The sequence below is a fragment of the Bacteroidota bacterium genome, from assembly GCA_018698135.1.
GTDB lineage: Bacteria > Bacteroidota > Bacteroidia > CAILMK01 > JAAYUY01 > JABINZ01.
In genome coordinates, this window is record JABINZ010000098.1 from 17,659 (window position 1) to 44,588 (window position 26,930).

At 35.2% G+C, this 26,930-nt stretch carries 23 protein-coding genes; 11 read left to right on the forward strand and 12 right to left on the reverse strand.

Translation table 11 applies throughout. The features are described 5' to 3' along the window. The first annotated feature begins 3 nt into the window (after window positions 1-3). From ndk to HOG71_06150, 6 genes are all read left to right on the forward strand, one after another. On the forward strand, window positions 4-420 hold the full coding sequence (gene ndk / locus HOG71_06125; GenBank protein MBT5990412.1) for a nucleoside-diphosphate kinase: 417 nt from the start codon (window positions 4-6) through the stop codon (window positions 418-420). A gap of 45 nt (window positions 421-465) precedes the next feature. Further along, entirely contained in the window at window positions 466-1,392 is a 927-nt protein-coding gene (locus HOG71_06130; GenBank protein ID MBT5990413.1) for a hypothetical protein, read from the forward strand. Window positions 1,393-1,404: 12 nt separating this feature from the next. Beyond that, entirely contained in the window at window positions 1,405-3,504 is a 2,100-nt protein-coding gene (locus tag HOG71_06135) for a hypothetical protein (protein ID MBT5990414.1), read from the forward strand. 171 nt (window positions 3,505-3,675) lie between these two features. After that, window positions 3,676-5,073 carry a class II fumarate hydratase gene (gene fumC, locus HOG71_06140; GenBank protein ID MBT5990415.1) on the forward strand — a complete coding sequence of 466 codons (1,398 nt, stop codon included), beginning with the start codon at window positions 3,676-3,678 and terminating at the stop codon, window positions 5,071-5,073. 47 nt (window positions 5,074-5,120) lie between these two features. Then, window positions 5,121-6,410: a M24 family metallopeptidase gene (locus HOG71_06145; GenBank protein ID MBT5990416.1), complete on the forward strand. Its 1,290-nt coding sequence runs from the start codon at window positions 5,121-5,123 to the stop codon at window positions 6,408-6,410. A 72-nt stretch (window positions 6,411-6,482) separates the two neighbouring features. After that, the gene (locus HOG71_06150; GenBank protein ID MBT5990417.1) at window positions 6,483-7,262 is read left to right on the forward strand and encodes a hypothetical protein; all 780 of its coding nucleotides are present in this window, start codon (window positions 6,483-6,485) and stop codon (window positions 7,260-7,262) included. A gap of 1 nt (window position 7,263) precedes the next feature. Here HOG71_06150 and HOG71_06155 read toward each other — a convergent pair whose 3' ends face one another. Next, entirely contained in the window at window positions 7,264-7,569 is a 306-nt protein-coding gene (locus HOG71_06155) for a Dabb family protein (GenBank protein MBT5990418.1), read from the reverse strand. A gap of 102 nt (window positions 7,570-7,671) precedes the next feature. Between HOG71_06155 and HOG71_06160 the strand changes: the two genes are divergently transcribed. Next, on the forward strand, window positions 7,672-9,057 hold the full coding sequence (locus HOG71_06160; protein ID MBT5990419.1) for an aminopeptidase P family protein: 1,386 nt from the start codon (window positions 7,672-7,674) through the stop codon (window positions 9,055-9,057). Window positions 9,058-9,105: 48 nt separating this feature from the next. Here the strand turns inward: HOG71_06160 and dat are convergent, their stop codons facing one another. Further along, entirely contained in the window at window positions 9,106-9,969 is an 864-nt protein-coding gene (gene dat, locus HOG71_06165) for a D-amino-acid transaminase (GenBank protein MBT5990420.1), read from the reverse strand. 70 nt (window positions 9,970-10,039) lie between these two features. Continuing rightward, window positions 10,040-10,660 (reverse strand): T9SS type A sorting domain-containing protein, encoded by a 621-nt coding sequence (locus tag HOG71_06170; protein ID MBT5990421.1) that lies wholly within the window; start codon window positions 10,658-10,660, stop codon window positions 10,040-10,042. A gap of 165 nt (window positions 10,661-10,825) precedes the next feature. Between HOG71_06170 and HOG71_06175 the strand changes: the two genes are divergently transcribed. From HOG71_06175 to HOG71_06185, 3 genes are all read left to right on the forward strand, one after another. After that, window positions 10,826-12,328: a hypothetical protein gene (locus HOG71_06175; GenBank protein MBT5990422.1), complete on the forward strand. Its 1,503-nt coding sequence runs from the start codon at window positions 10,826-10,828 to the stop codon at window positions 12,326-12,328. Window positions 12,329-12,464: 136 nt separating this feature from the next. Next, window positions 12,465-13,964: a hypothetical protein gene (locus HOG71_06180; protein MBT5990423.1), complete on the forward strand. Its 1,500-nt coding sequence runs from the start codon at window positions 12,465-12,467 to the stop codon at window positions 13,962-13,964. A 70-nt stretch (window positions 13,965-14,034) separates the two neighbouring features. Beyond that, entirely contained in the window at window positions 14,035-15,786 is a 1,752-nt protein-coding gene (locus tag HOG71_06185; GenBank protein ID MBT5990424.1) for a T9SS type A sorting domain-containing protein, read from the forward strand. On the opposite strand, the gene HOG71_06190 is transcribed toward HOG71_06185, so the two are convergent. After that, the gene (locus HOG71_06190; GenBank protein MBT5990425.1) at window positions 15,776-16,171 is read right to left on the reverse strand and encodes a hypothetical protein; all 396 of its coding nucleotides are present in this window, start codon (window positions 16,169-16,171) and stop codon (window positions 15,776-15,778) included. The two genes, HOG71_06185 and HOG71_06190, sit on opposite strands and share 11 nt — an antisense overlap. 308 nt (window positions 16,172-16,479) lie before the next feature. Between HOG71_06190 and HOG71_06195 the strand changes: the two genes are divergently transcribed. Next, entirely contained in the window at window positions 16,480-17,301 is an 822-nt protein-coding gene (locus HOG71_06195; GenBank protein MBT5990426.1) for an ion transporter, read from the forward strand. A gap of 32 nt (window positions 17,302-17,333) precedes the next feature. On the opposite strand, the gene HOG71_06200 is transcribed toward HOG71_06195, so the two are convergent. From HOG71_06200 to HOG71_06235, 8 genes are all read right to left on the reverse strand, one after another. After that, a complete protein-coding gene (locus HOG71_06200) occupies window positions 17,334-19,079 on the reverse strand; it encodes a bifunctional metallophosphatase/5'-nucleotidase (protein MBT5990427.1) in 1,746 nt (581 codons plus the stop codon). Window positions 19,080-19,165: 86 nt separating this feature from the next. Further along, window positions 19,166-20,797, reverse strand: a complete 1,632-nt coding sequence (locus HOG71_06205) for a transglutaminase (protein ID MBT5990428.1) — start codon at window positions 20,795-20,797, stop codon at window positions 19,166-19,168. Window positions 20,798-20,824: 27 nt separating this feature from the next. Then, window positions 20,825-21,562, reverse strand: a complete 738-nt coding sequence (gene lptB / locus HOG71_06210; GenBank protein MBT5990429.1) for an LPS export ABC transporter ATP-binding protein — start codon at window positions 21,560-21,562, stop codon at window positions 20,825-20,827. Window positions 21,563-21,597: 35 nt separating this feature from the next. Then, window positions 21,598-23,310 carry a single-stranded-DNA-specific exonuclease RecJ gene (gene recJ / locus HOG71_06215; protein MBT5990430.1) on the reverse strand — a complete coding sequence of 571 codons (1,713 nt, stop codon included), beginning with the start codon at window positions 23,308-23,310 and terminating at the stop codon, window positions 21,598-21,600. After that, the gene (locus tag HOG71_06220) at window positions 23,310-23,999 is read right to left on the reverse strand and encodes an NAD-dependent deacylase (GenBank protein ID MBT5990431.1); all 690 of its coding nucleotides are present in this window, start codon (window positions 23,997-23,999) and stop codon (window positions 23,310-23,312) included. Before HOG71_06220 ends, recJ begins: the two co-directional genes overlap by 1 nt. A gap of 18 nt (window positions 24,000-24,017) precedes the next feature. Next, complete coding sequence (locus HOG71_06225) at window positions 24,018-24,749, reverse strand: 3'-5' exonuclease (protein MBT5990432.1); 732 nt, start codon at window positions 24,747-24,749, stop codon at window positions 24,018-24,020. A gap of 297 nt (window positions 24,750-25,046) precedes the next feature. Next, the gene (gene menB, locus HOG71_06230; protein ID MBT5990433.1) at window positions 25,047-25,871 is read right to left on the reverse strand and encodes a 1,4-dihydroxy-2-naphthoyl-CoA synthase; all 825 of its coding nucleotides are present in this window, start codon (window positions 25,869-25,871) and stop codon (window positions 25,047-25,049) included. Window positions 25,872-26,228: 357 nt separating this feature from the next. Continuing rightward, window positions 26,229-26,903: a hypothetical protein gene (locus HOG71_06235; GenBank protein MBT5990434.1), complete on the reverse strand. Its 675-nt coding sequence runs from the start codon at window positions 26,901-26,903 to the stop codon at window positions 26,229-26,231. Between the last annotated feature and the right edge of the window lie 27 nt (window positions 26,904-26,930).

Genomic DNA, 26,930 nt, shown 5'->3' on the forward strand with positions numbered 1-26,930 from the left:
AACATGTCAAATAGAACGTTCACGATAATTAAACCTGAGGTTGTAGCGAAGGGTTACGAAGGAAAAGTATTGGATGCAATCCATGAAGGTGGATTCAAAATTGTTGCATTAAAAAAGACACAATTCAGTGATGATCAGGCCGCTAAGTTTTATGCCATTCATAAAGAAAGACCATTTTTTCAAGGTTTGTTAAAATATATTACCTCATCAGCTGTTGTTGTAGCAATTTTAGAGAAAGAAAATGCGGTATTAGATTTTAGAAAAATAATTGGTGCTACAAACCCTGAAGATGCAGCGGAAGGTACAATTAGAAAGATTTTTGGGACTAACATTGAGCAGAATGCTGTTCATGGTTCCGACTCAGATGAAAATGCCTTATTGGAAGGTTCTTATTTCTTTTCATTATTCGAGCAGTATTGAGGTTGAGGCGATTGGAAGTCAAATTATCATACAAAACATAAGTATATGAGCGAAGTTGAAGTAGTAACAAAAAAGAAAAGTATAGGCAAACAATTGCTAGTAATTTTTCTGATCCTATTATTATTATTCAATGCTTTTTTAATTTTTAAATTAGTTCGCAAGAATAATAAGGTGTCAAAAGAACTGGTATCAACTCTTGAACTGAAAGAAGAGTTAGATCTGGAGTTAGATAGTTACAAAAATCAAATTGTCGAATACAAAGACTTGCTAACCGATCAGGATACCTTGCTTCTTGCAAAGCAAAAAGAAATTGAGGAATTGGCTGAAAAAATTCAAGTCATGATTCGTGCTGGTAAAATTACACAAGCCAAATATGATGCTGCAAAAAATGAAATTGCTCAGTTAAAGTATTATACTAAAAAGTATCAGCAGCAAATTGAAGAGCTTCAGCAAAAGAATGAAAAGTTAACAGTTGAGAATGAAGGCTTGAAAACAGAAGTCACAGAAGTTAAACGCGAAGTGGATAAACTAACAGATGAAAATGTAAATTTAACGAATAAGGTTAGTTTAGGAGAAATGCTTCGTACGTCAACTATTTTGGTAGAAGGCATTCAGATTAAAGGTGGCAAGCAAAAGGTTACTGAGAGAGGAAACAGAATGACTGCGCTGAAAGTTATTTTTAATATTCAGGAAAATGCTATTGCCAAAGAAGGAGAACGTGTTTTCTATGTCAAAGTAATGAATCCAAAAGGTGAAACACTTTACATTGAAGAAAGAGGTTCAGGTCAATTCGATTATCAGGGAGAGCAATCTCTATATACAATAAAAGAAACATTAGAATATTCAAATAATCCAACTAGCCCTTATACAATATATTGGGGCAAAGGCTCTCCATTTGAAAAAGGTGCATACAAAGTGCAGGTTTATAATGAAGGAGTTAAAATTGGTGAACAATCATTTACAGTCAAATAATTAAAACAGAATATGGCAGCTATAGGTACAATCAGGAAATACTCAGGATTAGCAGTGGGGTTAATAGGTGTTTCCATTGTTGCATTCATTGTTAGCGATGCATTCCAGAACAACTCAGGCATGTTTAATAATAATAGCACGGATATTGGTGAAATTGATGGGGAATTAATTTCCTATCAGGATTTTCAGTATCGCTATGATATTGAACTTGAACGATACAAAAACAAAGTACAGTCTGACGATGTTGACCAAGGTACACGTGACCAACTTCGAAACGAGCTTTGGGAAAAAATCCAGGAAGAAATTATTTACGACAAAGAGTATGATGCAATAGGCATAACTTTTTCTTCGGAAGAGCTTACATACAAAGTGAGTGGCCCCGAGCCTCATGAAGCTGTTAAACAGTTTTTTGCTAATCCAGAAACAAAGGAATTTGATCGTAATCAAATGGTTGGCTTTCTCAAGAATATGGATGACTATCCCGAATACAAGGATATCTGGCTTGAGTTTGAAACTGAATTGGCTAAAGAAACCAAAAGAAATAAGTATTTCAACTTGATAAAAGCAGGCTTAAATATTACAGATATTGAGGCTAAAGAAGCTCATTTAAGTAGTAATCAGTTTGCTTCTTTTGAATACATATCTTTACCGTATAAAGATATTCAGGATTCAACAATCAAGGTTTCAGATGAGGATATTAAGAAATATTTCAATAAACATAAAGAAGATTATCAGATTGACGAAAGTCGTTCTTTTGATTTTGTAGTTTGGGATATTATCCCCTCATCGGATGACTCATTATCTTGGTTTACGAAGTTAGACAATATCCGTGCTGATTTTGCTGCCACTACCAAGGACTCGACCTATGTTGAGCTTCATAGTGATGGTCATTTCGATACATTATACCGTAATCCTGGTCATTTCAATTCAAATATCGATCATGTTTTTATCACATTGAAAAATGATGATAGCATTGTCGGTCCTTATTTTGAAGATAATGCTTTCAAAATTGCTAAGCTTATTGATCGCAAGCAGGATACTGTAAATTACTACAAAGCCAGTCATATATTAATTGCTCCAAAAGGATCTACAGATGCAGATACACTGGACGCAATGAAAAAGGCACGTGAACTAATGGCAGAAGCTAAAGGTGGAGCAGATTTTACTTTATTAGCTATGCGAAATAGTGAAGATAAGAATTCAGCTATTAAGGGTGGCGACTTAGGTTGGTTCAAAGATAAAACCATGGTAAAGCCTTTCATGGATGCAGTTAAAAGATTGAAGAAAGGAGACTATACTGTTGTAAAATCACAATTTGGAGCACATTTAATTTATTTAAGTGAAAATCCTGACAATACTTTAATTAAAGTAGGGATCATATCCAAAGAAGTTAGTCCAACACAAGAAACGGCCAATAAGGTTTATGCTGAAGTTAATAAGTTCAGAAGCAAGGTCAATACAATGGACGAGTTTGAAGCCTATGTAAATGAAAATGGATTAAATAAGCAAATAGCAAATGAAATTCGCCCTGAAGAAAGGGAAGTTCCTGGTTTAATAAATGGATCAGCATTGGTATCATGGGCCTATAAAGGAAAATTAGGTGATATAAGTGATGCTTTTGAACTTGACGACCAATATGCTGTTGCCCTTTTAACAGAAGTGTATGAGAAAGGACCAGCACCTTTAGCAAAAGTTTCTGAACAGGTGAAAAGGATGGTTATATTGGAGAAGAAGAAAGTAATGCTGGAAGCTAAGCTTGTTGATATTGGCGGAAGTGATTTGGTTGCTATTGCTGAGGCTATTGGTGGTCAGGTAGATAAAATTACTGATGCAAGTTTTGAGAATGCACTGGTTGCAGGATTAGGTGAGGAAAAATTATTAATCGGTAACGTTTTTGGTAGCCAACCTAACCAGCTTTCAAAGCCTATTGTTGGCAAAAATGCTGTTTTTCAGTTTGTATTAAAAGAGTTTTCTGCAGTTGAAATGCCAGAAGATTTGACCACAATTAAAAGGGAAAAAACAAGCAATTTCCAAGGTATGGCTCAATTTGAGACCATGGAAAGTTTGAAAGAACTAGCAGATGTTAAAGACTGGAGATATAAGTTTTTCTAGAATATACTGAACGATTAGAAACCGTAGTTCATTTTGAGCTGCGGTTTTTTTTTGTTTAATAAAATCAACTCATCTTATTTTAATTAGTTATGCTTTTCGTAATTTTCATTTAATTGGGATTCGCTCAAACTACACTGATGCATATTTCTTTGATAAATAAATAAAACACATATGGATTTTCGAATTGAAAAAGATAGTCTTGGAGAAGTTAAAGTTCCTGCAGAAAAATACTGGGGAGCTCAAACTCAACGTTCGCTACAAAATTTTAAAATTGGGAATATAGGCGATAAAATGCCTATTGAAATCATTTATGCTTTTGCCGTGCTGAAAAAGGCGGCTGCCCTTGTTAATATGGAATTAGGGGTTCTTGCAGCTGATAAAGCATCATTAATTGCAAAAGTTTGTGATGAAATTTTAGACGGTACATTAGACGATCAGTTTCCTTTAGTGGTGTGGCAAACGGGCTCTGGAACACAATCCAATATGAATTTGAATGAGGTCATTGCCAACAGGGGGCATGTCGTGAATGGAGGTTCACTAAACGATGATAAAAAGTTTTTACATCCCAACGATGATGTCAATAAGTCTCAATCATCAAATGATACCTATCCAACTGCTATGCATATTGCATCCTACAAATTGATTATTGATAATACACTTCCCGGTATTGAAGCGCTGTACAATACGCTTCTGGAAAAATCAAAAGCATTCAAGGAAGTTGTTAAAATTGGCCGTACACATTTAATGGATGCAACTCCTTTGACAGTTGGACAGGAATTTTCAGGTTATGCATCTCAATTGGAACATGGCATAAAGGCCATTGAAAGCTCTCTGTTTCATTTAGCTGAACTTGCTTTGGGAGGTACTGCCGTGGGTACAGGTCTTAATGCACCACAAGGTTATGCCGATTTAGTAGCCAGTAAAATTGCAGAATTAACAGAATTACCCTTTGTAAGCGCAGAAAACAAATTTGAAGCCTTAGCTGCACACGATGCAATGGTTGAAATGTCAGGATCTTTAAAAACAGTGGCAACCAGCTTGATGAAAATTGCCAGTGATATACGTCTATTGGCTTCAGGACCTCGATCAGGTATTGGTGAGCTAATTATCCCTTCGAATGAACCAGGTTCTTCTATCATGCCCGGTAAAGTAAATCCAACGCAAGCAGAAGCGATGACCATGGTTTGTGCTCAGGTAGCTGGTAATGACATGGCCGTGACTGTAGGGGGGATGACGGGCCACTTTGAGTTGAATGTTTTCAAACCCATGATGGCATTTAATGTATTAAACTCTGCCCGATTAATTGGTGATGCTTGTGTTTCATTTAATACAAATTGCGCGATAGGTATTGAACCCAACTATGCTAGAATTAAACAACATTTAGACAATTCATTAATGCTTGTAACTGCTTTAAATACGCATATTGGTTATGATAATGCAGCTAAAATAGCCAAAAAGGCTCATGCTGAAGGCACAACTTTAAAAGAAGCAGCTATTGCCCTGAATTTGTTAACAGCCAAACAGTTTGATGAATGGGTAAGACCTGAAAATATGGTAGGGAATCTTTAAAGAAGGCTTAGTTCAAGGCTTACATTATTTAAAAAATCCTGAGGAATATGTCACGTTACGATACAATTGATCCCCAATTATTTATTAATAATCGGGCAAAACTGGCAGCTGATTTGGAAGCAAATAGCATGGCTATTCTAAATGCTAATGATCAGTTTCCACGTAATGGCGATCAATTGCACAAGTTTTATCAGAATTCAGATTTATTTTGGGCCAGTGGGTTGGAACAGGAACAATGCATCCTATTACTTTATCCGGATGCAAAGAATCCTAAGTATAAAGAGGTTGTTTTCATCTTGAAGCCGAATGAATTGCTTAGCATTTGGGATGGTTCAAAATACACAATTGAGGACGTGAAGAAAATTTCAGCCATACAGACTGTGTTGTTTCTGGATGATTTTGAGATACTATTGCGGGAATTGATGAATGAGTGTGAAAAGGTTTATTTAAATGCCATTGAATATGCCAAATTTCAAACAGAAGTACCTTATAGAGATTTGCGTTTCACCGATTGGATGAAGAAGGAATTTCAAAACCATACTTTTGAACGATTAGCTCCTGTTTTGGCTAAGCATCGTTTGCTAAAATCAAGTATCGAAATTGAGTTGATCAAGAAAGCAATTTCCATTACAGAAAATGCTTTTCAGCGGATTATTAAATTTGTGAAAGCAGGTGTTAAAGAGTATGAAATTCAAGCTGAAATTGATCATGAGTTTACAATAAGTGGTGCTAATGGACATGCCTACGACCCAATAATTGCTTCTGGCAAAAATGCACTTTGCCTTCATTATACGGAGAATAATGACAGCTGTAAGGATGGAGACTTATTGCTTTTGGACTTTGGTGCTCAGTATGCCAATTATGCTTCAGATCTTAGTCGTACAATTCCGGTTAGTGGAAAATTCTCAACACGACAAAAGGAATGTTATGAAGCAGTTTTGTTTGTTTATAAAAAGGCAATAAGCATGATGTTGGTGGGTATTACCATCAACGAATTGAATGCGAAAGTGGGTAAATTAATGGAGGAACAAATGATTTTACTTGGCTTGTTTTCAGAAGAAGATGTGGCCAAACAGGATAAAGAGAAACCTTTATTTACAAAGTATTTTATGCATGGAAATTCTCATTTTATTGGACTGGATGTGCATGATGTAGGCGATAAAGATACTGTTTTTGAAGAAGGGATGATCCTTTCCTGCGAGCCAGGTTTGTATATTGCTGAAGAAGGATTGGGAATTCGTATTGAGACAAACGTATTGATTACACAAGAAGGACCAGTTGATTTAATGGCACATATACCAGTCGAAGTGGAAGAAATTGAGAATTTGATGATCTAACATAGGATTTTGTAAATTTATTCTTCAAATAAATTTCTTCTGTGAATTGAGAACTACAAAAAAGAATATATTATGAAACTTCAGAATTTGCTAGTCTTACCATTGGTTCTATTATTTGCCTGTCAGGGAAATAAAATTTCCAAAAATGCAGAACGAGTATTTAATGAAAAATATCCTGATGCAACAAATGTAGAGTGGTTCAATAATGGTGCTGAAGGATTCAACGTAATGTTTAAGCTGAATGATCAGGATGTGTTTGCTGATTTTGATGCTTCAGCAAATTGGGTTTTAACTACATTTTCCATGGATATTGCTAGTGTTCCGAAAAAAATGCAAAACTATGTTTATGTCTTTTATCCGTCAATAGAAGTCAAGTACGAACGAATTGATATGACCGAGCGCATTGTTTACAAAGCTTATTATGAAATAGAAGATGAAATTAATGAATTGGTATTTGATGAATTTGGTTTGTTGATTGATGATCCCCAAAATCAAATAATTAATAAATTTAAATTGAAATACCCTGAGGCTTCCGAAGTTGATTGGGAATTAGTGAAAAATGGAAATTATTTGGCTGTTTTTGAGCAAGATGAGACTCATTGGAAAGCTACTTTCCTGAAAGATGGAAACTGGATTTGCAGTAAAACTTCACTGACTCTGGAAGATATGCCCGACAAAGTTTGCGACTATTTAATGCGGATTAAGAATTTTGAGGTTTCAGAATACAAGGAAAAAACGAATACCGAAGGAACTAAATACCTAGTTGATGGGCAAATCAAAAATACACCTGTGAGTTTTGTTTTTGACAAGGAGGGTAATTTCATTGAAAAAGTAAATCTGGATTATAAATAGTTCAGATTCGATAATCAATAGCAACTCGCTCAATTCTGATTGTTTTTACATATTCGATAAATTCTAAATGTGCAGGATGAGTTTGATAAATGTGCAGGTCCTTTATGCTTGTAAAACAGCAATTCAAACAAATATCATAATTGTAATCGGATGCTTCTTCATCATTAATGCCAATTTCAAAATTTTTAATAACAGAGATTTGATCTTGTAGTAAATTCAATCTCTCCTTCATTTTGAGTGCAATCTCCACTTTTGATTGGCCATCTTTTTCTTCTTTAAGCGTCCATAAAACGATGTGTCTGATCATTTTTTTAAAGCAAAACTAAGTCAAATGCTATTCTGAAATGAATAAAAATTAATCCTATCTTAGTTCCTTCATATTTTTTATAATAGCTAAATAAATTACAAAATGTTTGATAGTAGTGTTTATATAAACAGACGAAATAAATTAAGAGAATCTGTTGGTTCAGGTATAATTCTCATTTTAGGGAATAGCGAAGCTTCCATGAATTATCCTGCTAACACATATCATTACAGGCAGGATTCAAATTTCCTCTATTTCTTTGGTCTCGATCACGATGGCTTTGCCGGTGTTTTAGATATTGATTCAGGGAAGGATTACATATTTGGCAATGATGTGGATATGGATGATATCATTTGGATGGGTTTTCAGCCCACTCTAAAGGAACGTGCAGTTAAAGTTGGTATTGAAAACACAGCTCCATTTGATAAATTAGACGATTTTGTTAAGGAAGCAACAAAACAAGGACGAAAAATTCATTTTACACAAGCCTATCGTTACGATAATATCCTGACACTTGAAAGTTTAACAGGCATTCACCATTCTAAAATAAAAGAGAGTTTTTCTGAAGAGCTGGTGAAAGCCATTGTTGCTTTACGTTCAATTAAGGAAGATGTAGAAGTAAGCGAAATTGAAAAGGCAATCGATACAGCTTACCTTATGCACACTACCGCCATGAAAATGGCTATGCCCGGTATTGTTGAACAGGAAATTGCAGGTACGGTTGAAGGTATTGCTCTATCTAAAGGCGGTCCCGTTTCTTTTCCGGTTATTTTAAGCATGGATGGACAAACTCTACATAACCATTATCATGGAAATGTATTGAAAGAAGGACGCATGATGGTTTGTGATGCAGGTTGTGAAACAACAATGCATTATGCTTCTGATATTACACGGACTGTGCCGGTTGGAGGAAAGTTCAATCAAAGGCAAAAAGAAGTATATCAGGCAGTTTTGAATGCTAATATGGAAGCTATAAAAGGGGCGAAACCAGGTGTTTTTAACAAAGATCTTCATTTGCTGGCAGCTAAAACATTGGCCAATGGTCTGAAAGATATAGGCTTGATGAAAGGCAATATTGATGAAGCAGTTGCACAAGGTGCACACGCCTTATTTTTTCCTCATGGCTTAGGTCATATGATGGGACTGGATGTACATGATATGGAAGATTTAGGTGAGAAATACGTAGGCTATGATGATGAAGTTGAACGTAGTTCTCAATTTGGTTTAGCCTTTTTAAGAATGGGTAGAAGACTACAGAAAGGTTTTGTATTTACGATTGAACCAGGTTGTTATTTTATTCCTGCATTGATTGACCAGTGGAAAGCTGAAAAGAAATTCATGGATTTTATCAATTACGATTTAGTTGAAACCTACAAAGATTTTGGCGGAATTCGGATTGAAGATGATATACTCGTTACAGCTGATTCTTATCGGGTTCTTGGGAAACCAATTCCGAAGACAATTGCTGAAATTGAAGATATAATGTCTTAAACTTTCTTCAAAAAAAATTAAGCCTGATGAAATTATCATCGGGCTTTTTTATTTGAGGTAGTCGCTTATATAATTTTTATATAATTGTTGAATTCTTCGACTAAAAGGACCGCTATTGCCATCTCTTATTGTTTTTTCATTGAGCTGAACAACAGGCATAACTTCTGTAGAAGTTCCTACTAAAAATAATTCATCTACATTGTTTAACTGCTCTTCTGTAATGGCCTTTTCGATTATTGTAATATCATTAGTTCGACAAAGGTCAATCACTATTTCTCGGCTAATACCTGATAAAATATGATTTGATTTTGGGTGTGTATATACACAATCATCTATTACAGCAAATACATTTGTATGTGAGCCTTCAGTTAATAATCCATCTCTTAAAAATATGGATTCAAATGCATCACAATCAGCTGCTTGCTGTGCCGAAAGAATATTAGAAAGTAAGGCCGTGGATTTGATATCACAGCGGGTCCAGCGGAAATCCTCCATCGTAATTACTTTCACTCCTTTTTGAAACAATTCCTCAGAATAGGGAGTAAATTCCCGAGCTCTGATAAAAACTGTTGGATCCACTTTTTCATCCGGAAATGCATGCATGCGTTTGAAAACACCACGGCTAACTTGAAGGTAAATAGTGGCTTCTTTTTCGCCTAAATTGTTTTTTTCAATTAGTTGTTGAACAGTAGGAATAATTCGCTCTACATTATTCATTTCTATCCGCAACTGCGACAAACTGTATTTTAAGCGAACTATATGTTCATCGGCATAAAAGAGCTTGCCTTTGTAAGAGCGAAATACTTCATACGAACCATCACCAAATACAAATCCTCTGTCGTTGGGAGAAATTTTCACCTCATACTCCGGCATGAATTCGCCATTGAAATAAACAGTTAATTGGTCAGTCATTATAGAACTTAGAATTTATTGAATTGAATCAGGGAGCGAATGTATGAAATATTTGAATTAGGTTGAGATTTTACAAGACAATAAAACGACCTTTCAGGCATTTCTGATTTTCAAAACAAAGTTGAAACAGGTAATGACCACTTTTGAAATCTTCTTTTCGAATAATAATGCTGTTGGTATTGGTTTCAATTTTTTTCACCCTTTGGCCATTAAGATCGTAAACAATCAATACCAGTTTTTCATTAGCCTTGTTTTCAATAAATATGGTAGAAACATCACCTATAGGATGAGGTGAGATTGAATAACCATCCTCGTTAAAATTAATGAAAAGAACTGTAATCGTATTGGAGTAACCACTGCTGCCAAGCTTTAATCTGTAGTGATTTAATTGATTGGGTAGGGGTAAGCTATCGGTAAAACTAAATTCAATTGGTTCGTTAAAACTTCCGCAAATGCCTTCGATTTGACCTATCTTGTTAAAATTCAGATCCGTATGGCTTCGTTCAATAGTTGTTCCCGTACAAACAAAACCTTTTTCAAAAGTCCAATGAAGGTATACAACTTTGTCTATTTGTACAGCTGTGAAATTTCTCAGATTATTCTGTGCAAAACATCCGTATATAATACATGTATTTAAAGCTAACATCACAAAAAATCGCATACCCGAATTCGGCAAGAATGAAGCCAGCACTGGATTTACATATCAATAAATAATGATATGAAAATATTTAAAGATTCGATTCAATTGGCTCTCAGTAGCTTAGGGTATTATGCTGAAAAAACATTTGCAAAGCCTCCTTGCCAAATCTTATTTTAGCTGTAGAATTCAGTATTAATCCACTAAATCTCGTAAGAAATGAAAACTGTAAATGGTTTAATACTACTCTTTTGTCTTTTTTTTCTGTTCAGCCAAACTGCTGAAGCACAAAATGTTGGTATTAGTACCACAGCTGCCACACCCAATTCAAATGCCTTATTAGATATAAGTTCTCCTGCAACAGGACAAGGAAAAGGATTGCTTATTCCCAGAATCACCTATGCACAAAGGACTACGGCCGGTCAGGCTGGTGGACTATTAGATGGTTCCAGTAATTTGCATGGTGGGGCAGCACAAGGTTTAATGATTTATCAAACGGATGGTTCGGGTGATGGAGAAGGATTTTATTACAATACAAGTGCTACGTCCACCCCCAATTGGGTTTATATTTCAAATAATTCAGTTACTGAACGGAATAATCATGTAATTGTTAAGTCAGTATCGGATTTTCCTGATGCTGTTAGCGGAGTTATAACCTTAGCAGATAATGTAACATACGAAATAAATGGAACCGTAAGTTTGGGAAGCACCCGGCTTGTTATGGGCGTTTCCAATGTCATTCATGGAATTGATAAATCGGATGATAAACTTGTTTATACGGGAACAGGTAGTATGATAACTTCTGTGAATCAGGACTTTACTATTCGAACAATAATGCTATATGCCCCAACAACGGGAAGTCAGGTTTTTGATGTTACTGGCTCAACATATAAAATTCAATTAATGGATAATATTTTTTATGGTTGTAAAGATTTGGGAGATTTTAATGGTGGAGATTGTCTTGTCATTAATCTGAACCTGACCATTGCCTGTAGTGAAGGTTTTGAATTTAAAGGAACTTTAAACAAAGTTTTTTTTGTTAGCAATATGTATGAATCCAATTTGGCAGGAACAGCCATAAGATTTCCATCTGGATCTTTTGAAGTTGTTCAAATAACGAATAATTATTTTAGTGTAAATACTGGTTTAACCGGATTGAATATTACCGCTGCATCTGCTAGTGTGGCTGATGCTAAAATTACGCATAATTTTTTCACAGGATCAGGAACATATTTAACTGGAGTATCCTCTGCATATGCATCCTGGTTTTTCTATGGAAATACCGAATTACCAGATAGTGAACCCTTTGGTACGTTAGAGATTCATGGCAATACAACGGCTACTAGTATTGCTTCGCATAATACCTATTATAAAGCATCTGGCGCTAATTATACTTCTAGTGGCGAATTATTCGATACCAATGGTGTTCATAATCGATTGCGATATAAAGGGGTAAAAGATATGAAGGCATCATACTCTGTAACTGGAAGCATAAAAGTAGCCAGTTCCGGCAATAAAGTAAAAATTGCTGTTTATAAAAATGGAAGCACCCGCATAGGTTGGGCACAAATAACACCATCAAATACCACTGGTGAATTTAACTTTTCCATTAATGGCAACAGAACTTTGGAAACAAACGACTATCTGGAAGTTTATGTTTATGCTCAATCAACACCATTTAATATTACACTAACGGAATTAAATATGAGTATTGAGGATTAGCTATGTTCTTATGCAAAAGTAATGCTTAGTGTATGTTATTGTCATACAGGGCGTAGTACGAAATATTTGCATTAGCTATTCCCAAAAAAGTATTTTCGCTATGAAAGGATTGAATAAAAAGATAATGGTGAATGTTATGAAAAATTTGAAAGGAATAATACTACTAGCAGCTATATTACTAGCTGGATTCCAGATCACCTCCAGCCAGAATATTGGAATAAGTACAACTGGAGCAACACCTAATTCAAATGCAATATTAGATATCGTCAGCCCCTCAACTGGACAAGGAAAAGGATTATTAATTCCAAGAATAACATATGCTCAACGTACTCTTTCCAGTCAGGCAGGTGGATTATTGGATGGTTCTGGCAATTTATATGGAGGGGCTGCCCAAGGATTAATGGTTTATCAAACTGATGCTTCAGGAGATGGTGAAGGTTTTTATTTTAATACAAGTTCAAGTTCAACTCCTAATTGGGATTATATTTCCAGCAAATCTGTTAGCGAAAGAAGTAATCATGTGTTAGTAAAATCACTTGCGGATTTCCCATCCCCTGTAAGTGGCGAAATTATACTAGAAGATAATATTTCATATGAAATAAATGGAACTGTAAATATTGGTAGTAATAGAATTATTATGGGTGTATCTAATACTATTTATGGTATTGATAAATCGAATGACAAATTGGTTTATACAGGAAGTAGTAATATGATTAGTGGGAGCAATCAGGATTTTACAATAAGAACTGTATTTATATATGCTCCAATTGCTGGAAGTAAAGTGTTTAATGTAACAGGTTCTACAAACAAGGTTCAATTGGTTGACAATATTTTTGGTGGTTGTAAAGATTTAGGAGTGTTTGATGGAGGAGAAATGCTTGTAGTTGATAGAAATTTAATTGTGAGTTGTTCAAATGGGCTAGAATTAAAAGGTGACCTAGAGCATGTTTTTTACGTCCAAAACGTTCATGAAGAAAACACAGGCAGTCTTTATACTATTCCTTCGGGTACTTTTCATGTTATCATGATTTCCGGGAATTATTTTGATATTGATTCGCCATCAATTGGTCTTGATATCGCAGCTTTTTCTGCAACTATATCAGATGCAAAAATTGTAAATAACTTTTTTGTAGGTGATGGTACTTACATTAATGGCGTATCTACCAGCTATGCTTTCTGGTTTTTCTTTGGAAATACCGAATTGCCTGATAGTAAGCCTTCAGGAGAATTAGAAATTCATGGAAATACTACGGCTACCAGTATTGTAACGCATAATACTTATTATAAAGCAGAAGGAGTAAATTACTCTTCCAGTGGTGAATTGTTTGATACAAATGGTGTTAGCAACAGGCTTAGATATACTGGAACAAAAGATTTAAAATCATCATATACAGTATCAGGTAGCTTGAAAGTGGCAGCATCAGGTAATAAAGTAAAAGTTGCTGTTTATAAAAATGGGACTGAACGTCTTCACTGGACACAATTAACGCCAACCAATACAAGCTCTGAGTATAGTTTTTCAATTCAGGGAACTGAGGAATTAGAAACCAATGATTATTTGGAGGTTTTTGTTTATGCTCAATCGACAAGATTTGATATTACTATTACTGAGTTGAATTTTAGTATTGAAGACTAGTTTATGGTTTCAAAGAAAGATTAAATATATGGAGTCAATACACATTATTTACAAATAAACGATTCGAACTATGAAAAGAATATTTATCATCTTAATATTTGTGAGTTTGCTCAGTAGCATGAATTCACAAGCTCAATTGAAGAACAATGGTGCTGTATTAACCCTTACTTCTGGCTCTTCTTTGGTCATAAGTGGTTTTGATTATGTGAATCAAAGTTCAGGGAGTAGTCATGGTGATATTAATCTTTCAGGAACTATATATTTGGATGGTGACTGGACTAATAATGCAACAGCAGGGCAATTGCTGGATTCAACAGCAAGTACAGGTACAGTTGTATTTAATGGGAGTACTACACAAACAATTAGCGGTATGGAATCGCATTTCTATAATTTAAGTGTAAATTCTGGAGCTGCTGTAAATGTTTCAGCGGGTGATTTGGTTAAAGTATATAACGATTTTACAAACAATGGCGATTTTACCTTGAAAGCGAGTTCATCAGCTATTGCCTCCTTAATTGATGCAGGCTCGTCATCGAATCTTTTGGGTTCTGGGAATTATAAAATAGAAAGATATATGCCCTCAGCAGGATGGCACTATGTGTCGTCACCGCTAACAAAAGCATCTAGCACAACCAATGTATTTTGGGGTGCTGCTGTTTATTCATATGTTGAAAACACCAATAGTTGGCAAGCACATTATAACAACGAACAATTGGATGTGATGAAGGGCTATGATATTTATTACAAAACAGCTTCTCCCACGATTAGTTTTAGTGGGACATACAATACAGGAAACCAGTCTATTGCATTAACAAAATCAAATGATGGATATAATTTTGTGGGTAATCCGTATCCTTGTACGATCGATTGGGATGCATCCAGTGGTTGGACCAAAACCAATGTGTATAATGGTATTTATATTTGGGATGCCACTTTACTTTCAGGACTTGGTGATTACATGGAATATGTAGGAGGTGTTGGAAATAATGGAGGCACACGCTATATTCCCCCTACACAGGCATTTTTTGTTTTTGTTCCTAATGGTTATTCAAGCGGAACAATAGGCGTGTCCAATGCTGTAAAAGTTAATAAAACCTCAGTTCCTTTTAGAACTGCTAACAAAGGGAATTATATCCGTTTTAAGGTAACTGAAGGCACATTAACGAATTCAACAGTGCTAAGGTTACACGAGGCTGCAAGCGAATTGTTTGATGGGGATTTTGATACCTATAAAATTTTCCATTCCAATAAAATTGTTCCTCAGCTATATACAGAATTAGATGCAGTTAATTATTCGATCAATACGATTGGATATGTTCAAAACAATACCATCATTCCATTAAACTACAAACCAGGCCAATCGGGCCATCATAAATTGGAGTTTGATCTTGATGCTTTTGAGGATGCATTGATTAGTTACGATATCATTTTGGAAGATACTAAAACAGGTGCTATTGTTGATTTTAAGCAGCAAAAAGAGTATAGTTTTCAGGCAGAAGTTGGTGATAATGAGAAGCGTTTTCTGATTCATTTAGCTCAGGCAGGAAGCATTAAATCCGTTGATTTCAATAATCCAACATCTATTACAGAAACCGAAAAATCTGTTGTTTCGATATACGCATCTCATCATGAAATAGTTTTTAAAAGCAATAATAGAATCGATGGACAGTTAAGCATTTATGATGTTTCAGGTAAGCAGCTATTTACAGAATGGATTGAAAACTCTGCTTATCAAACCTTTGCAATTCCTTCACAAGGTGTTTATTTGGTTTCGTTTGAGAATAATGAAATAAGTAGCAATACAAAAGTTCTTATTCAATAGAAGATTTCGTTTTCCTTGTTTTCCTGATTATTCCTCCTAATATCATAGCAAAAGGGTAGCATACTAGAGGTAAAATTGAAAAAGGAAAAAGCGAATGGAGTTCAGATAAGTGAGTAGCTGAAAGCAACAAACAAATAATGAATAAGTCGATAATTAATGCTACAAATACAATTGCGGAATATGTAATATAAGATGACAAATTCTCCGATTTAATTGCCAGAAAAGGATTGATCAGCACAAAACTATAAAGACCCAAATTGCCAATTTGCCAAACCATACTTTTTTCAATCTGTATTCGGACAACCAGCATCGTAATAGTTGTAATTATTAATATAATGAAACCCTGAATCAAGATTTTGCCAAAAATGCTATGTTGATTTTCCATTGTACAAATCAAATATACATGAATTTTTTTCGTTTGAAATTACCTACAGACAAATGAAAAAAAATCATGTAAAAGCGAAACGATTCCGACTGAGAATATAGATGTTGTATTTTACTTTAAACAAATTTTATGTTTTTTATAGGAGAAATGTAACTTCAGTAAGCAGAATTACTCCATTTGTATTTTCATGTTTTATTATTATTCCACAACAATCAACACAAGCAGATTGTTTGCTGTTAGCTAATTAATGAGTCACAATTAATTTTTATGCTTAAATTGCTCTTAAATAAGTAGAGGGTAAATTATACATGAAGAACTCGCAAAAGTTTGCAGACGATAGCTGGAGGTGTAAACTTCACACAATCATTTTTGAAGCAGATACAAAAACAGGAAAGTTTTTTGACATATCACTTTTCATTCTTATCATTATTAGTGTTTTTATTGTCATGTTGGATAGTGTTCCCAGCATTCGAATTAAGATTGGTCCTTTTCTAACTGCTATTGAATGGGCAGTGACTATTCTTTTTACTATCGAATACATCCTGCGTATTATAACTGTTAAAAAACCAATTAAATATGTCCTTAGTTTTTTTGGAATTATTGATTTATTAGCCATTCTTCCAACATACATTTCCTTATTTTTAATTGGTTATAAGTATTTACTCGTTATCAGGGTATTGAGACTTTTGCGAATATTCAGAGTACTTAAGCTGGTTCATTTTTTAGGAGCATCCAAATACCTCATCATTTCTCTTAGAGGTAGTTTGTATAAAATTGCTGTTTTTTTGGCTGCTGTATTAATAATGGTTATCATTTTTGGCTCTTTGATGTATATTATTGAAGGGAGTGAAAGTGGATTTACCAGTATTCCAAGAAGCATTTATTGGGCAATAGTAACACTAACAACAGTTGGTTATGGAGATATTGCACCAGTTACAGTTCTGGGGCAAACACTTGCTTCCATTATTATGATAATGGGTTATTCCATAATTGCTGTTCCGACAGGTATCGTAACTGCCGAAATGACGAAAAAGAAACTTGAAGTTAATACGCATGTTTGTCAAAATTGCAACGAAAACAAGCATGATGACAATGCGGAATTCTGCAAGGGTTGTGGGCATGAACTTTAAAAAAGAATTAAAACCAATTCCACATTATAGAATTAGAATAAAATATCCCAGTCTAATTTTTTTCCAGCTTCCCCATATTTTTCAGGAATAACTTTCCAATTGTTTAAGGTTTCTGGATTTACCGGACTATTTTCTTCAATCCATTTCATGACCAAATAGCGTAAATCTACTTCGGTAGATGTAAGAATTCGATCAGCCAGCGAATCTTTTTGTATTCCAGATCCAATAGTCAAGTGCCCACCACCACCTTGTCCTCTGTAGGAGTTGATTGCTACTTGATAGGTTTCAGTGGGATCAAATATTCGCTTATCTGTAAGTGAAAGAATTTGAACGCGATGACCAATTTCTTTGGTTACATCTACAGTATATTGAATTCCAGCTGCACTTTCAAAATTGTAGAATGCATTTTTCAGTCGTAGTTTTTCATTCTCTTTATCTTCAAAAAGCATCAAATGATCTTTCCTTTTTTTCATTACATCGAATCGCAAACCATAAGCATATTCTAAAGCATCTTTAATTTCCTGTCCACTAAGCGACATGGTATAAAGCAAGTTTTCGTATTTGTATAGCCTGAACATGTCTCTGATGTAAATTTCTCCTGAATCAATAACACTATTGTAAGACAATGGTGCTGTAAATGAAATATCCGCATTTGTTATTTCAAGTTGAATTTTATGAATCAGATCGGTAAAGGCAGCTGGACCAAAAAAGGATTCTTTGCTGTCAATGCTTTTGCTAAATATCCCAATTTTAGTCGAAACAAAAGATTTAACTTCCTCGAAATCCGATTGAAATGTGGCCATGAAAGCCGAGTCGGCTATAAAGTTATTGCTGGCAATTAAATTACCCGATATTTCTTTTTCATATTCTTTTGAATCTTCATTATACGTGAAAACAATAGTTGCTTCTGCCATGAATTTTGCTGAATTATCTGGATCAAGTATCAAAACGCTCTTTTTATTTGGTCCTTCAATAAACTTATTTACTGCTTGATGATCATGTCCTGCAAATATGATATCAAAACCAGCTACTTTCTGAGCCACCAGTTCAACTGCATTTTCATTTTTATAGGTGTGCTCATCTTGATTATTATTGGTGTAATCCAATCCTGAATGAAACAGTCCAATAATCAAATCCGGTTTCTCATTTTTTTGAAGTATTTCCATCCAATCGCTAGCAGATTCCAACATATCTGAATACTCCATCCCAGACCATATTTGCTCGGGCAACCAATTTGGAATAGCTGGTGTTATTAAACTTAAAATGGCAATTTTAAATCCTTTGCGTTTGATTATGTGATAGGGCTGAAAGTAAGTTGTCCCATCTTCTTTCATGGCATTGGCTGCCATCCATGGAAAATCAAATTCATGAACTAGTTTGTCATATACATCATGTCCGGCTTCAATATCGTGATTGCCAACCGTAGCCGCATCATAGCCCATGTAATTCATTACTTTAGCACAAATATGCTCTTGTTTTGTTTTTACAAAATTGGAGTAATAAACGATGGGCTGACCTTGAAGAATATCACCATTATCAAGCAGGATTACTTCCTGTTCTTTATTAGCTCTTTCTTGCTTTATATAGGTCATTAATTGAGCTAGCGAATGATCAACTTCTTTGTCTGTATTGAAGTCATAAGGGAAAATTGCCCCATGAACATCGCTGGTTTCAAAAATCTTAATGGTAACTGTTTCCTGCTTTGAACAACTCATAATGATGATTGATAATGGAATTAACAACAAAAATTTCAAGTTATGCGTACTTATTTTTCTCATAATAAATAAAATGATGGTAATGCAATATCAGATACTCAGCACTCTGATATGAATAGCAATTGAATGATCTGGATAAATAGAAAAATTTATTTTGTTAAGATGGCTTCCCAATCTGCATAATTTTCGAAAACAACCAATGTTTTTGGCAAAGTCGACCAAAATTGGTGAGAATTATAAGTCCAGTCCAAAGTCTCCGATCCACCACCACTTTCGGTGGTTACCAAATAGCGATTGTTTAAATGGCCAAAATAGTTTGCCTGATGTTGTGGTGAATCACTATCTCCGCCACTAGGGTCAACAGGTATCCAACCATAATTTGGTAAATACACTTCTACCCAACGATGAAAAACATCATCCATGGCATTCATATCTCCTCGAATAACAACAGAACCCACATAGCGGGCAGGTATTCCTGCTGCGCGGCACATAGAAATGTAAACAAAAGTATATTCGGAACAACTTCCATTGCCTCGTTCTAGAACAGTAGGAGCTGTATTCCAGCCACCAACCATCTCATAATATAGCTTTGTCATCAAATATTGATAGATTTTACGTGTAATCCAATAGGGATTTTTTTCATCTCCAATTGCCTCATTTAATGCCGACTTAATGAGGGGATGATTAATCTGGTATTTGATATCATCTTTTAAATAAAGGCTCTTTATCTCTTTTGGAATGCTGCTCATTGAACCAACATTTTCCGGATAAATATAATACCTGACATCAAAAATAGAGGCTCGAGTGATCAAGGATATTGTTCTGTTTTGACCTGCGGCCAAATTCATGTATAAAAACCTTGCGGTGTTTTGTCCCCACTTATCAGTGACTATGGTGGTGGGTGAGCTTGTATATTCAAAGTCCTGCTCAATAATTTGATTGTCTCTGTTTTTAGGCAAAGCCAAATGAATGTTTAGCTCCTTTACTTTTCCGGGCCCAAAATTAGTTGTTTGATGGGTGTAGGTAATTTTAGCTCTCACGGGTTTTGTGCGACTGAAATTTACCCCATCATTGATTTTTAGTTTAAATATTTCTTTTTTCTCATGATCTGCCGCCCATATAAATTTTCCATCGAAACACAAATCAACAGTGAATTCACCCGGAGCATCGGCAACAATTAATACCCATCCGGTTTTTGGATCTACCATATATAGTTGGTTGGAAACACGATCGCTTACCCAAAGATACTTGCCATCAAAAGTAATTCCTCTCGGATCAGAGGCAGGAGATTTGAATGACTTTATAGTCGTTCCATCGTTTGGATCAAACTGTATTATCTGATCTTTTTGACTATCAACACACCACAAAAACTTACCATCCCAGCAAAGTCCGCGAGGAGAATTAGTTGGAGACTTTATCGTATGCAATATCATTCCATCATCTGGATTTATTTTATAAATACTCCCATCGTAATTTTCAGCCAATGGCAATCCTCCTTTGATATCAACATTCCATAAATATTGACCATCCCATGCGAGTCCTTCAGGCCAGTATCCGGGACTTGATATTTTACGGATAATTTGTCCTGTTTCTCTGTTTAGTTGATAGAGTTGATCCGTTCCACGATCTGCAATCCAAATATTGGTTCCATCAAACGTAAGTCCTGTTGGGAAATTACCAGGTGTTTTAAAGCTTGAATGCACCTCTCCAGTATATGCCGTTAGTAAAAAGGGAATGAAGATTCCTAACAAAAATGCGATTAGTTTTTCTGTTCTTATCATTGTTTGAATTAGGTTTAACTTGTTTTATCAATCAAATACTTTCCTTTTAAGTTCAAAATTTTGGCCTAGATAAACCATTCTGACCTGTTCATCTCTGGCTAATTCTTCGGCAGTTCCTGATTTAAGAATTTTTCCTTCAAACATAAGGTATGCACGGTCGATGATTGAAAGCGTTTCTTGTACATTGTGATCGGTAATTAAAATGCCAATATTTTTATGTTTAAGATGCGCTACAATTGATTGGATATCTTCAACCGCTTTGGGATCTACTCCGGCAAAGGGTTCATCCAGCAAAAAAAAGTTTGGTTCAATGGCTAGAGCTCTGGCTATTTCTGTTCTTCTTCGTTCACCTCCCGAAAGCAAATCGCCTCTGGATTTACGTACTTTTTGTAAGCCAAATTCTTCCAACAAACTATCCAGTTTATAGTTCTGCTCTTTTTTTGTCATTTTCGACATTTCCAACACAGCTTTGATATTATCCTCAACGCTTAATTTTCTGAAAATGGATGCTTCCTGAGCCAAATAACTGATTCCCATTTGCCCACGCTTATACATAGGGAGCTTGGTGATGTTTTCATTGTTTAGATATACATTTCCAGCATATGGGCTAACCAATCCGACCATCATATAAAAAGTAGTTGTTTTTCCGGCACCATTCGGCCCAAGTAATCCTACAATTTCACCTCTGTTGATTTCAATATTGACATGGTTAACAACCTTTCGTCTTCTATATATTTTAACAAGTCCTTCGGCTTGAAGCTGCATAATGGGTTCTTTTAATGAAATTAAAGATAATAAAATTAACTGGAGACTTTAATATCCTTGATGTTGAGTTGAACATTTTTATATGAATTCCATTCATTAATCTCTAGCGTGTAGCATATATCAAATGCTTTGCCGTTATTCAGTGCTTCTAGCTGATAAGCTTGCTTAAATGCAATGGCATTGAACGTTAGTTTTTTATCGGATTGAATGGCTAGTTTAAGATGATCTTTGCCAACTACTCTGGCTGTTTCAGCTAACTTCAATCCTTTGCTTACAAAACGAGGTTTCATGTTGGAAGGGCCAAAAGGACCTAAACGGTCAATAGTATTAATAATTTTCATATTAACAAATTCCAAGGGCATTTCAATATCATAAAGGATGGAAGGTGTTAAGCATTCTTCCAGTATGGTGGAAGAAACAACTTCTTCGAATTTTTTGCTAAAAGCTTCAAAGTTTTCTTTTTTCATGCTTAATCCTGCTGCAAATTGATGTCCTCCAAAACGGTCTAAATATTCAGAACATTGACTAATTGCCTGATAAAGATCGAATCCAAACACAGATCGTGCTGAACCCACCAAAACACCTTCCGATTCAGTTAACAGAATAGTAGGTCTGTAATAGGTTTCAATCAATCGGGAAGCAACAATGCCAATGACTCCTTTATGCCATCCAGCGTCCCATAATACAGTAGTTTTGCGCTTTTTGAGTTCCTCATCATTGTCAATTATTTTGAGCGCATTTTCAACTATTTCCTGATCAAGTTCCCTTCTTTGTAAATTTATTTCATTTATTTCACCAGCAATTTTTCTAATCTCATCAGCATCATCTTTAATAAGAAGGTCCACAGTATTGGAGGCATGAGATAAACGACCTGATGCATTTAGTCGTGGGCCAATTATAAAAACTAAATCGGTAATATTTAACTCTTTTTTTAGATCGAGATTTTCCAACATAATTTTAAAAACTGGCAAGGGATTTTTGTTGAATTTACGAAGTCCCAAATAAGCCAGAACTCTGTTTTCATCAACTATAGGTACGATATCTGAAGCGATGCTCACTGCTACTAAATCTATTAAATCAAGTGGATCAACACTTGAGGCCGATTGGCTTGAATAGGCTTGAATAAGTTTATAGCCAATTCCACAACCCGACAATTCTTTGTATGGATAACTGCAATCGATTTGTTTGGGATTTAAAATGGCTAATGCATTGGGAATATCAACACCGGGCGTATGATGATCGCAAACAATAAAATCAATGCCATTGTCTTTCGCAAATTGTATTTCCCTATTATCCTTAATACCACAGTCAATAGCAATTATCAAACTTGCTTTTGTTTCAATAGCCTTTTCAACACCTAGGTGTGATACCCCATATCCTTCAGAAAAACGGTTTGGAACATAATATTGCAAATGATCTGAAAAATTTGAAAAATAGCGATAAAGCAAAGCCACCGATGTGGTTCCGTCTACATCATAATCTCCGTAGATCATTATATTTTCCTGATCAACAATAGCTTTGTGGATTCTTTCAATGGCATTATCCATGTCCTTCATTAAAAAAGGATCATGTAAATTTTCGACTGTTGGGTTAAAATATTTCTTTGCCTCTTCAAAAGAATCGATTCCTCTTTGAGCTATCAGCGTGGATAATACTTCATTCACATGTAGGTCGGTAGATAATTTTTGTATGATTTCCCGATTTGGAATTTCTTTTGGAATCCATCTCTTTTGGGGAGCTTGCTGCATTATACTTCGTTTAATAATTCTAAAACTAATTCTTTCACACCTTCAGTTGCAGGTTTCTCAATAAAATGCAGATTGGGATATGAGGATATTTTTGGGATGTCTTTATCGATAATATATTTTTGAGCTTCTTGTGGAACACTGCCAATTAAACTGGCTGCGGGGTAAACTGTTAATGCAGTGCCTATGATTATAAAAATGTCTGCTGAAGAAGCAATTCGGGCAGCTTCGGAAATCATAGGAACCATTTCGCCATACCACACAACATGTGGACGAAGTTGGTATCCTTGTTCACATAAATCGCCCATTTTTATGTCTTTATCTCCTAAATCATAAACCAAGTTATCGTCATGTACACTTTTTGCCTTCATTATTTCACCATGCAAATGCACGATATTCGATGAACCAGCCTTTTCGTGTAAATCATCTACATTTTGAGTAATTACGGTAACATCGAATTTTTCTTCCAGTTTTTTTAGATAAGTGTGTGCATCGTTTGGTTTTGCTATACGAACTATTTTTCTTTGTGCTGTATAAAAATCAAGCACTACTTCTGGGTGTTTTGCCCACCCTTGTGGGGAGGCTAATTCCATGAAATCATATTGGTTCCACAAACCATCACTGTCGCGATATGTTTGAATACCGCTTTCGGCACTTATTCCGGCTCCACTTAGTATAACAACTTTCTTCATTGTATTAAAATTCACCTGCTATGAATCAATTATTTCAATATCTTCCTCTTTCAGTAAGGCTATCCCTTTAAATCGTTGAAACAGACGAGCGATAGCGACTACATCTTTTTCGCAATAGTTTACAATTCTTTTGATATTCTTTTCTTTCCAATATACTTGCCACACATCCTTGCCTTCAATGTCGTCTTTGGGCGTAGGAATATCCATGATATTGCACAACAGATTGAGCCCGGTATAGCTTTTATAATCGCCAAATCGCCACAAATGCATTGTGTCTAGTAAATGCTCAGTTTCCCAAGGTTTTTTCCCCTGTATATCCAATGCTTCTGGAAGTGTTAAGCCATTAATAATTAATCGCCTTGAAATATATGGAAAGTCAAATTCTTTTCCATTGTGCGCACATAAATAGTTGCTTTTGATATTAAAATAGGTCGACATTAACTGATTAAAGCTTTGAAGAATTTCTTTTTCATCATCACCATAAAAGGATTTAACCCTAAATTGAAGCTTGCCATTTTTGAAAGAAAACAATCCAACTGAAATGCAAATAATTTTACCAAATTCAGCATAAATTCCAGCCCGTTGATATATTTCTTCCGGACTTTGATCCAGATCTTTTGTTTTGATGAATTCAGCTTTATGATCCCAAAATTTTTTAGAATTTTCAGGAAGATTTTCATATCCATTGTATTGAGGCACGGTTTCAATATCTAAAAAGAAAACCTTCTCATTTGAAATATTTTCAAGCATAATCAAGAGGCATTAGTCCTCTCAAAGTTATGTAAAAATGAAGAAAATTAGTGAAGTAAGCTGAGGTATTGAGTGAAAATGAAACTAAAGGAAACTTTTATGCATTCAAGTCTGTAGTCCCCAAGCTGCAATGCCTCACAACAGACTACAGATAGAGTGAGAAACGAAAGAAAATTATTTTTGCAATCAAGTATGTAGTTCCTAAGCTGCAATGTCTTGCAACAGACTTCAGACAGTAAGTGTTAGTAAAATTCGGTTGTAGCAAGACTTATAGTCAGCCTACGACTAAAATACACACTAAGGAAACTTTGGAAACTTACTAAAATCAGGATCTCTTTTTTCAAGAAAAGCATTTTTCCCTTCTTTGGCTTCATCTGATAAATAGTAAAGCAAAGTCGCGTTTCCTGCTAATTCCTGTATGCCAGCTTGTCCATCGAGGTCTGCATTAAAAGCTGATTTTAATGCCCGAATAGCCAAAGGACTTTTCTGTTGAATCTTTTTACACCATTGAACAGTTGTTTCTTCAAGCGAAACTAGTGGAACAACTTTATTGACCAATCCCATATCTTTAGCTTCATGTGCATCATATTGATCACATAAAAACCAAATTTCACGTGCTTTTTTCTGGCCTACAATACGCGCTAAATAAGAGGCGCCAAAACCTCCATCAAAACTTCCAACCTTCGGTCCTGTTTGTCCAAATTTAGCATTTTCAGCGGCAATGGTTAAGTCGCACATAATATGCAACACATGGCCTCCTCCAATTGACCAGCCAGCTACCATGGCAATCACAGCTTTTGGAATAGAACGAATCATTTTCTGAAGATCGAGCACATTCAAATGAGGTGTTCCTTCGTCTGATATATAACCTCCATGTCCACGAATTGATTGATCGCCTCCACTACAAAATGCTTTGCCTCCTTCACCCGTTAAAATGATTACATCTATTTTGGGATCAGTTCGGCAAATGTGCATGGCATCAATCATTTCACTAACGGTAAGTGGCGTAAATGCATTGTGTTTTTCAGGTCTGTTGATACTGATTTTAGCAATACCTTCATGAAATGTGAAAAGGATTTCCTGATACTTTTTAATTGTACTCCAATTGATTTGTTGGTCCATGAAAATGATTTTTTTGTTGCTACAAATTTAGCAAAGCTTTTTGGATGGAAAGAGCGCTATTTATGTACAATGATTTCATCTACAAAAAGTACATCTGAAGTTTATCTTATCAGCATAATTAAACGTGAGTTCGAAAAATGAAATACTGCTTTTCCACTTTTTCCTGATATGCTTGGTAAATTCCTGCCTGTAGCAAGAAGGAATCGAGTCTTAGAGTCATTGTGGCATAAAACATAATAAAAATAGTCACTAAGACACAAAAACTCAAAGAATCACAAGACTTATTTCAGTTTAAGACAGTAATTCAATTAATGTAAATACAATATTATCGATCTCATGTAGTATTAAAACGATCGATTATATTTGAGTACAAACCAAGTGAAAGGAAGTAGTTGTATTGATAGGAACCAACAAGTCGCCTTTTCCTTCATAATCGTTACTACCCGAAACAAAATTGGAGCGCAGGTAATAGCGTGCAAAAGGTAAGTAGTCGAAAACAGCACCATCTATATTTGGATTAATGCTGGATGTATTACTCGACTGCAAAGGATTTGTAGCAGCATCCTGATCTGCTTTGCTTGTGTAGAGGTCTACAGTTATTCCACCCATATAAACTCCGCTAGGAAGATCTTTTCGTATAAAAACCTTCAGGTTGCCGGTTGGCTTTTTAGTACATACAATTTCATAGGTAGTCGTTTCATTTAGAGGTACGTAATACTGTCCGCTACCTTCGAATGAACTCAATCCATTAGAAAAATTAACCTTCATATAGTATGTTTGTGAAGTCAGATTTGGAAATTTTGCTCCAATGGTTTCAAAATTTGCAGAAGGTGTTACCTCTGACATAAATAAGCTATCTGCTGTTCTACCTGCTTCGCTACGATACAATTTTACTGTCACATTCGCTGTCCTTTGTCCATCTGCTTTGACAAAAACTTCAAGTATGCCGGGTGTGCTTTCTTTTTCACAGGAAATGCTCGACAAAATAAAAATTGAAATGAGAAAGAGTAAGGATATTTTATATGTTTTCATCAGTTTTAATTATTTGTTGTAGATATT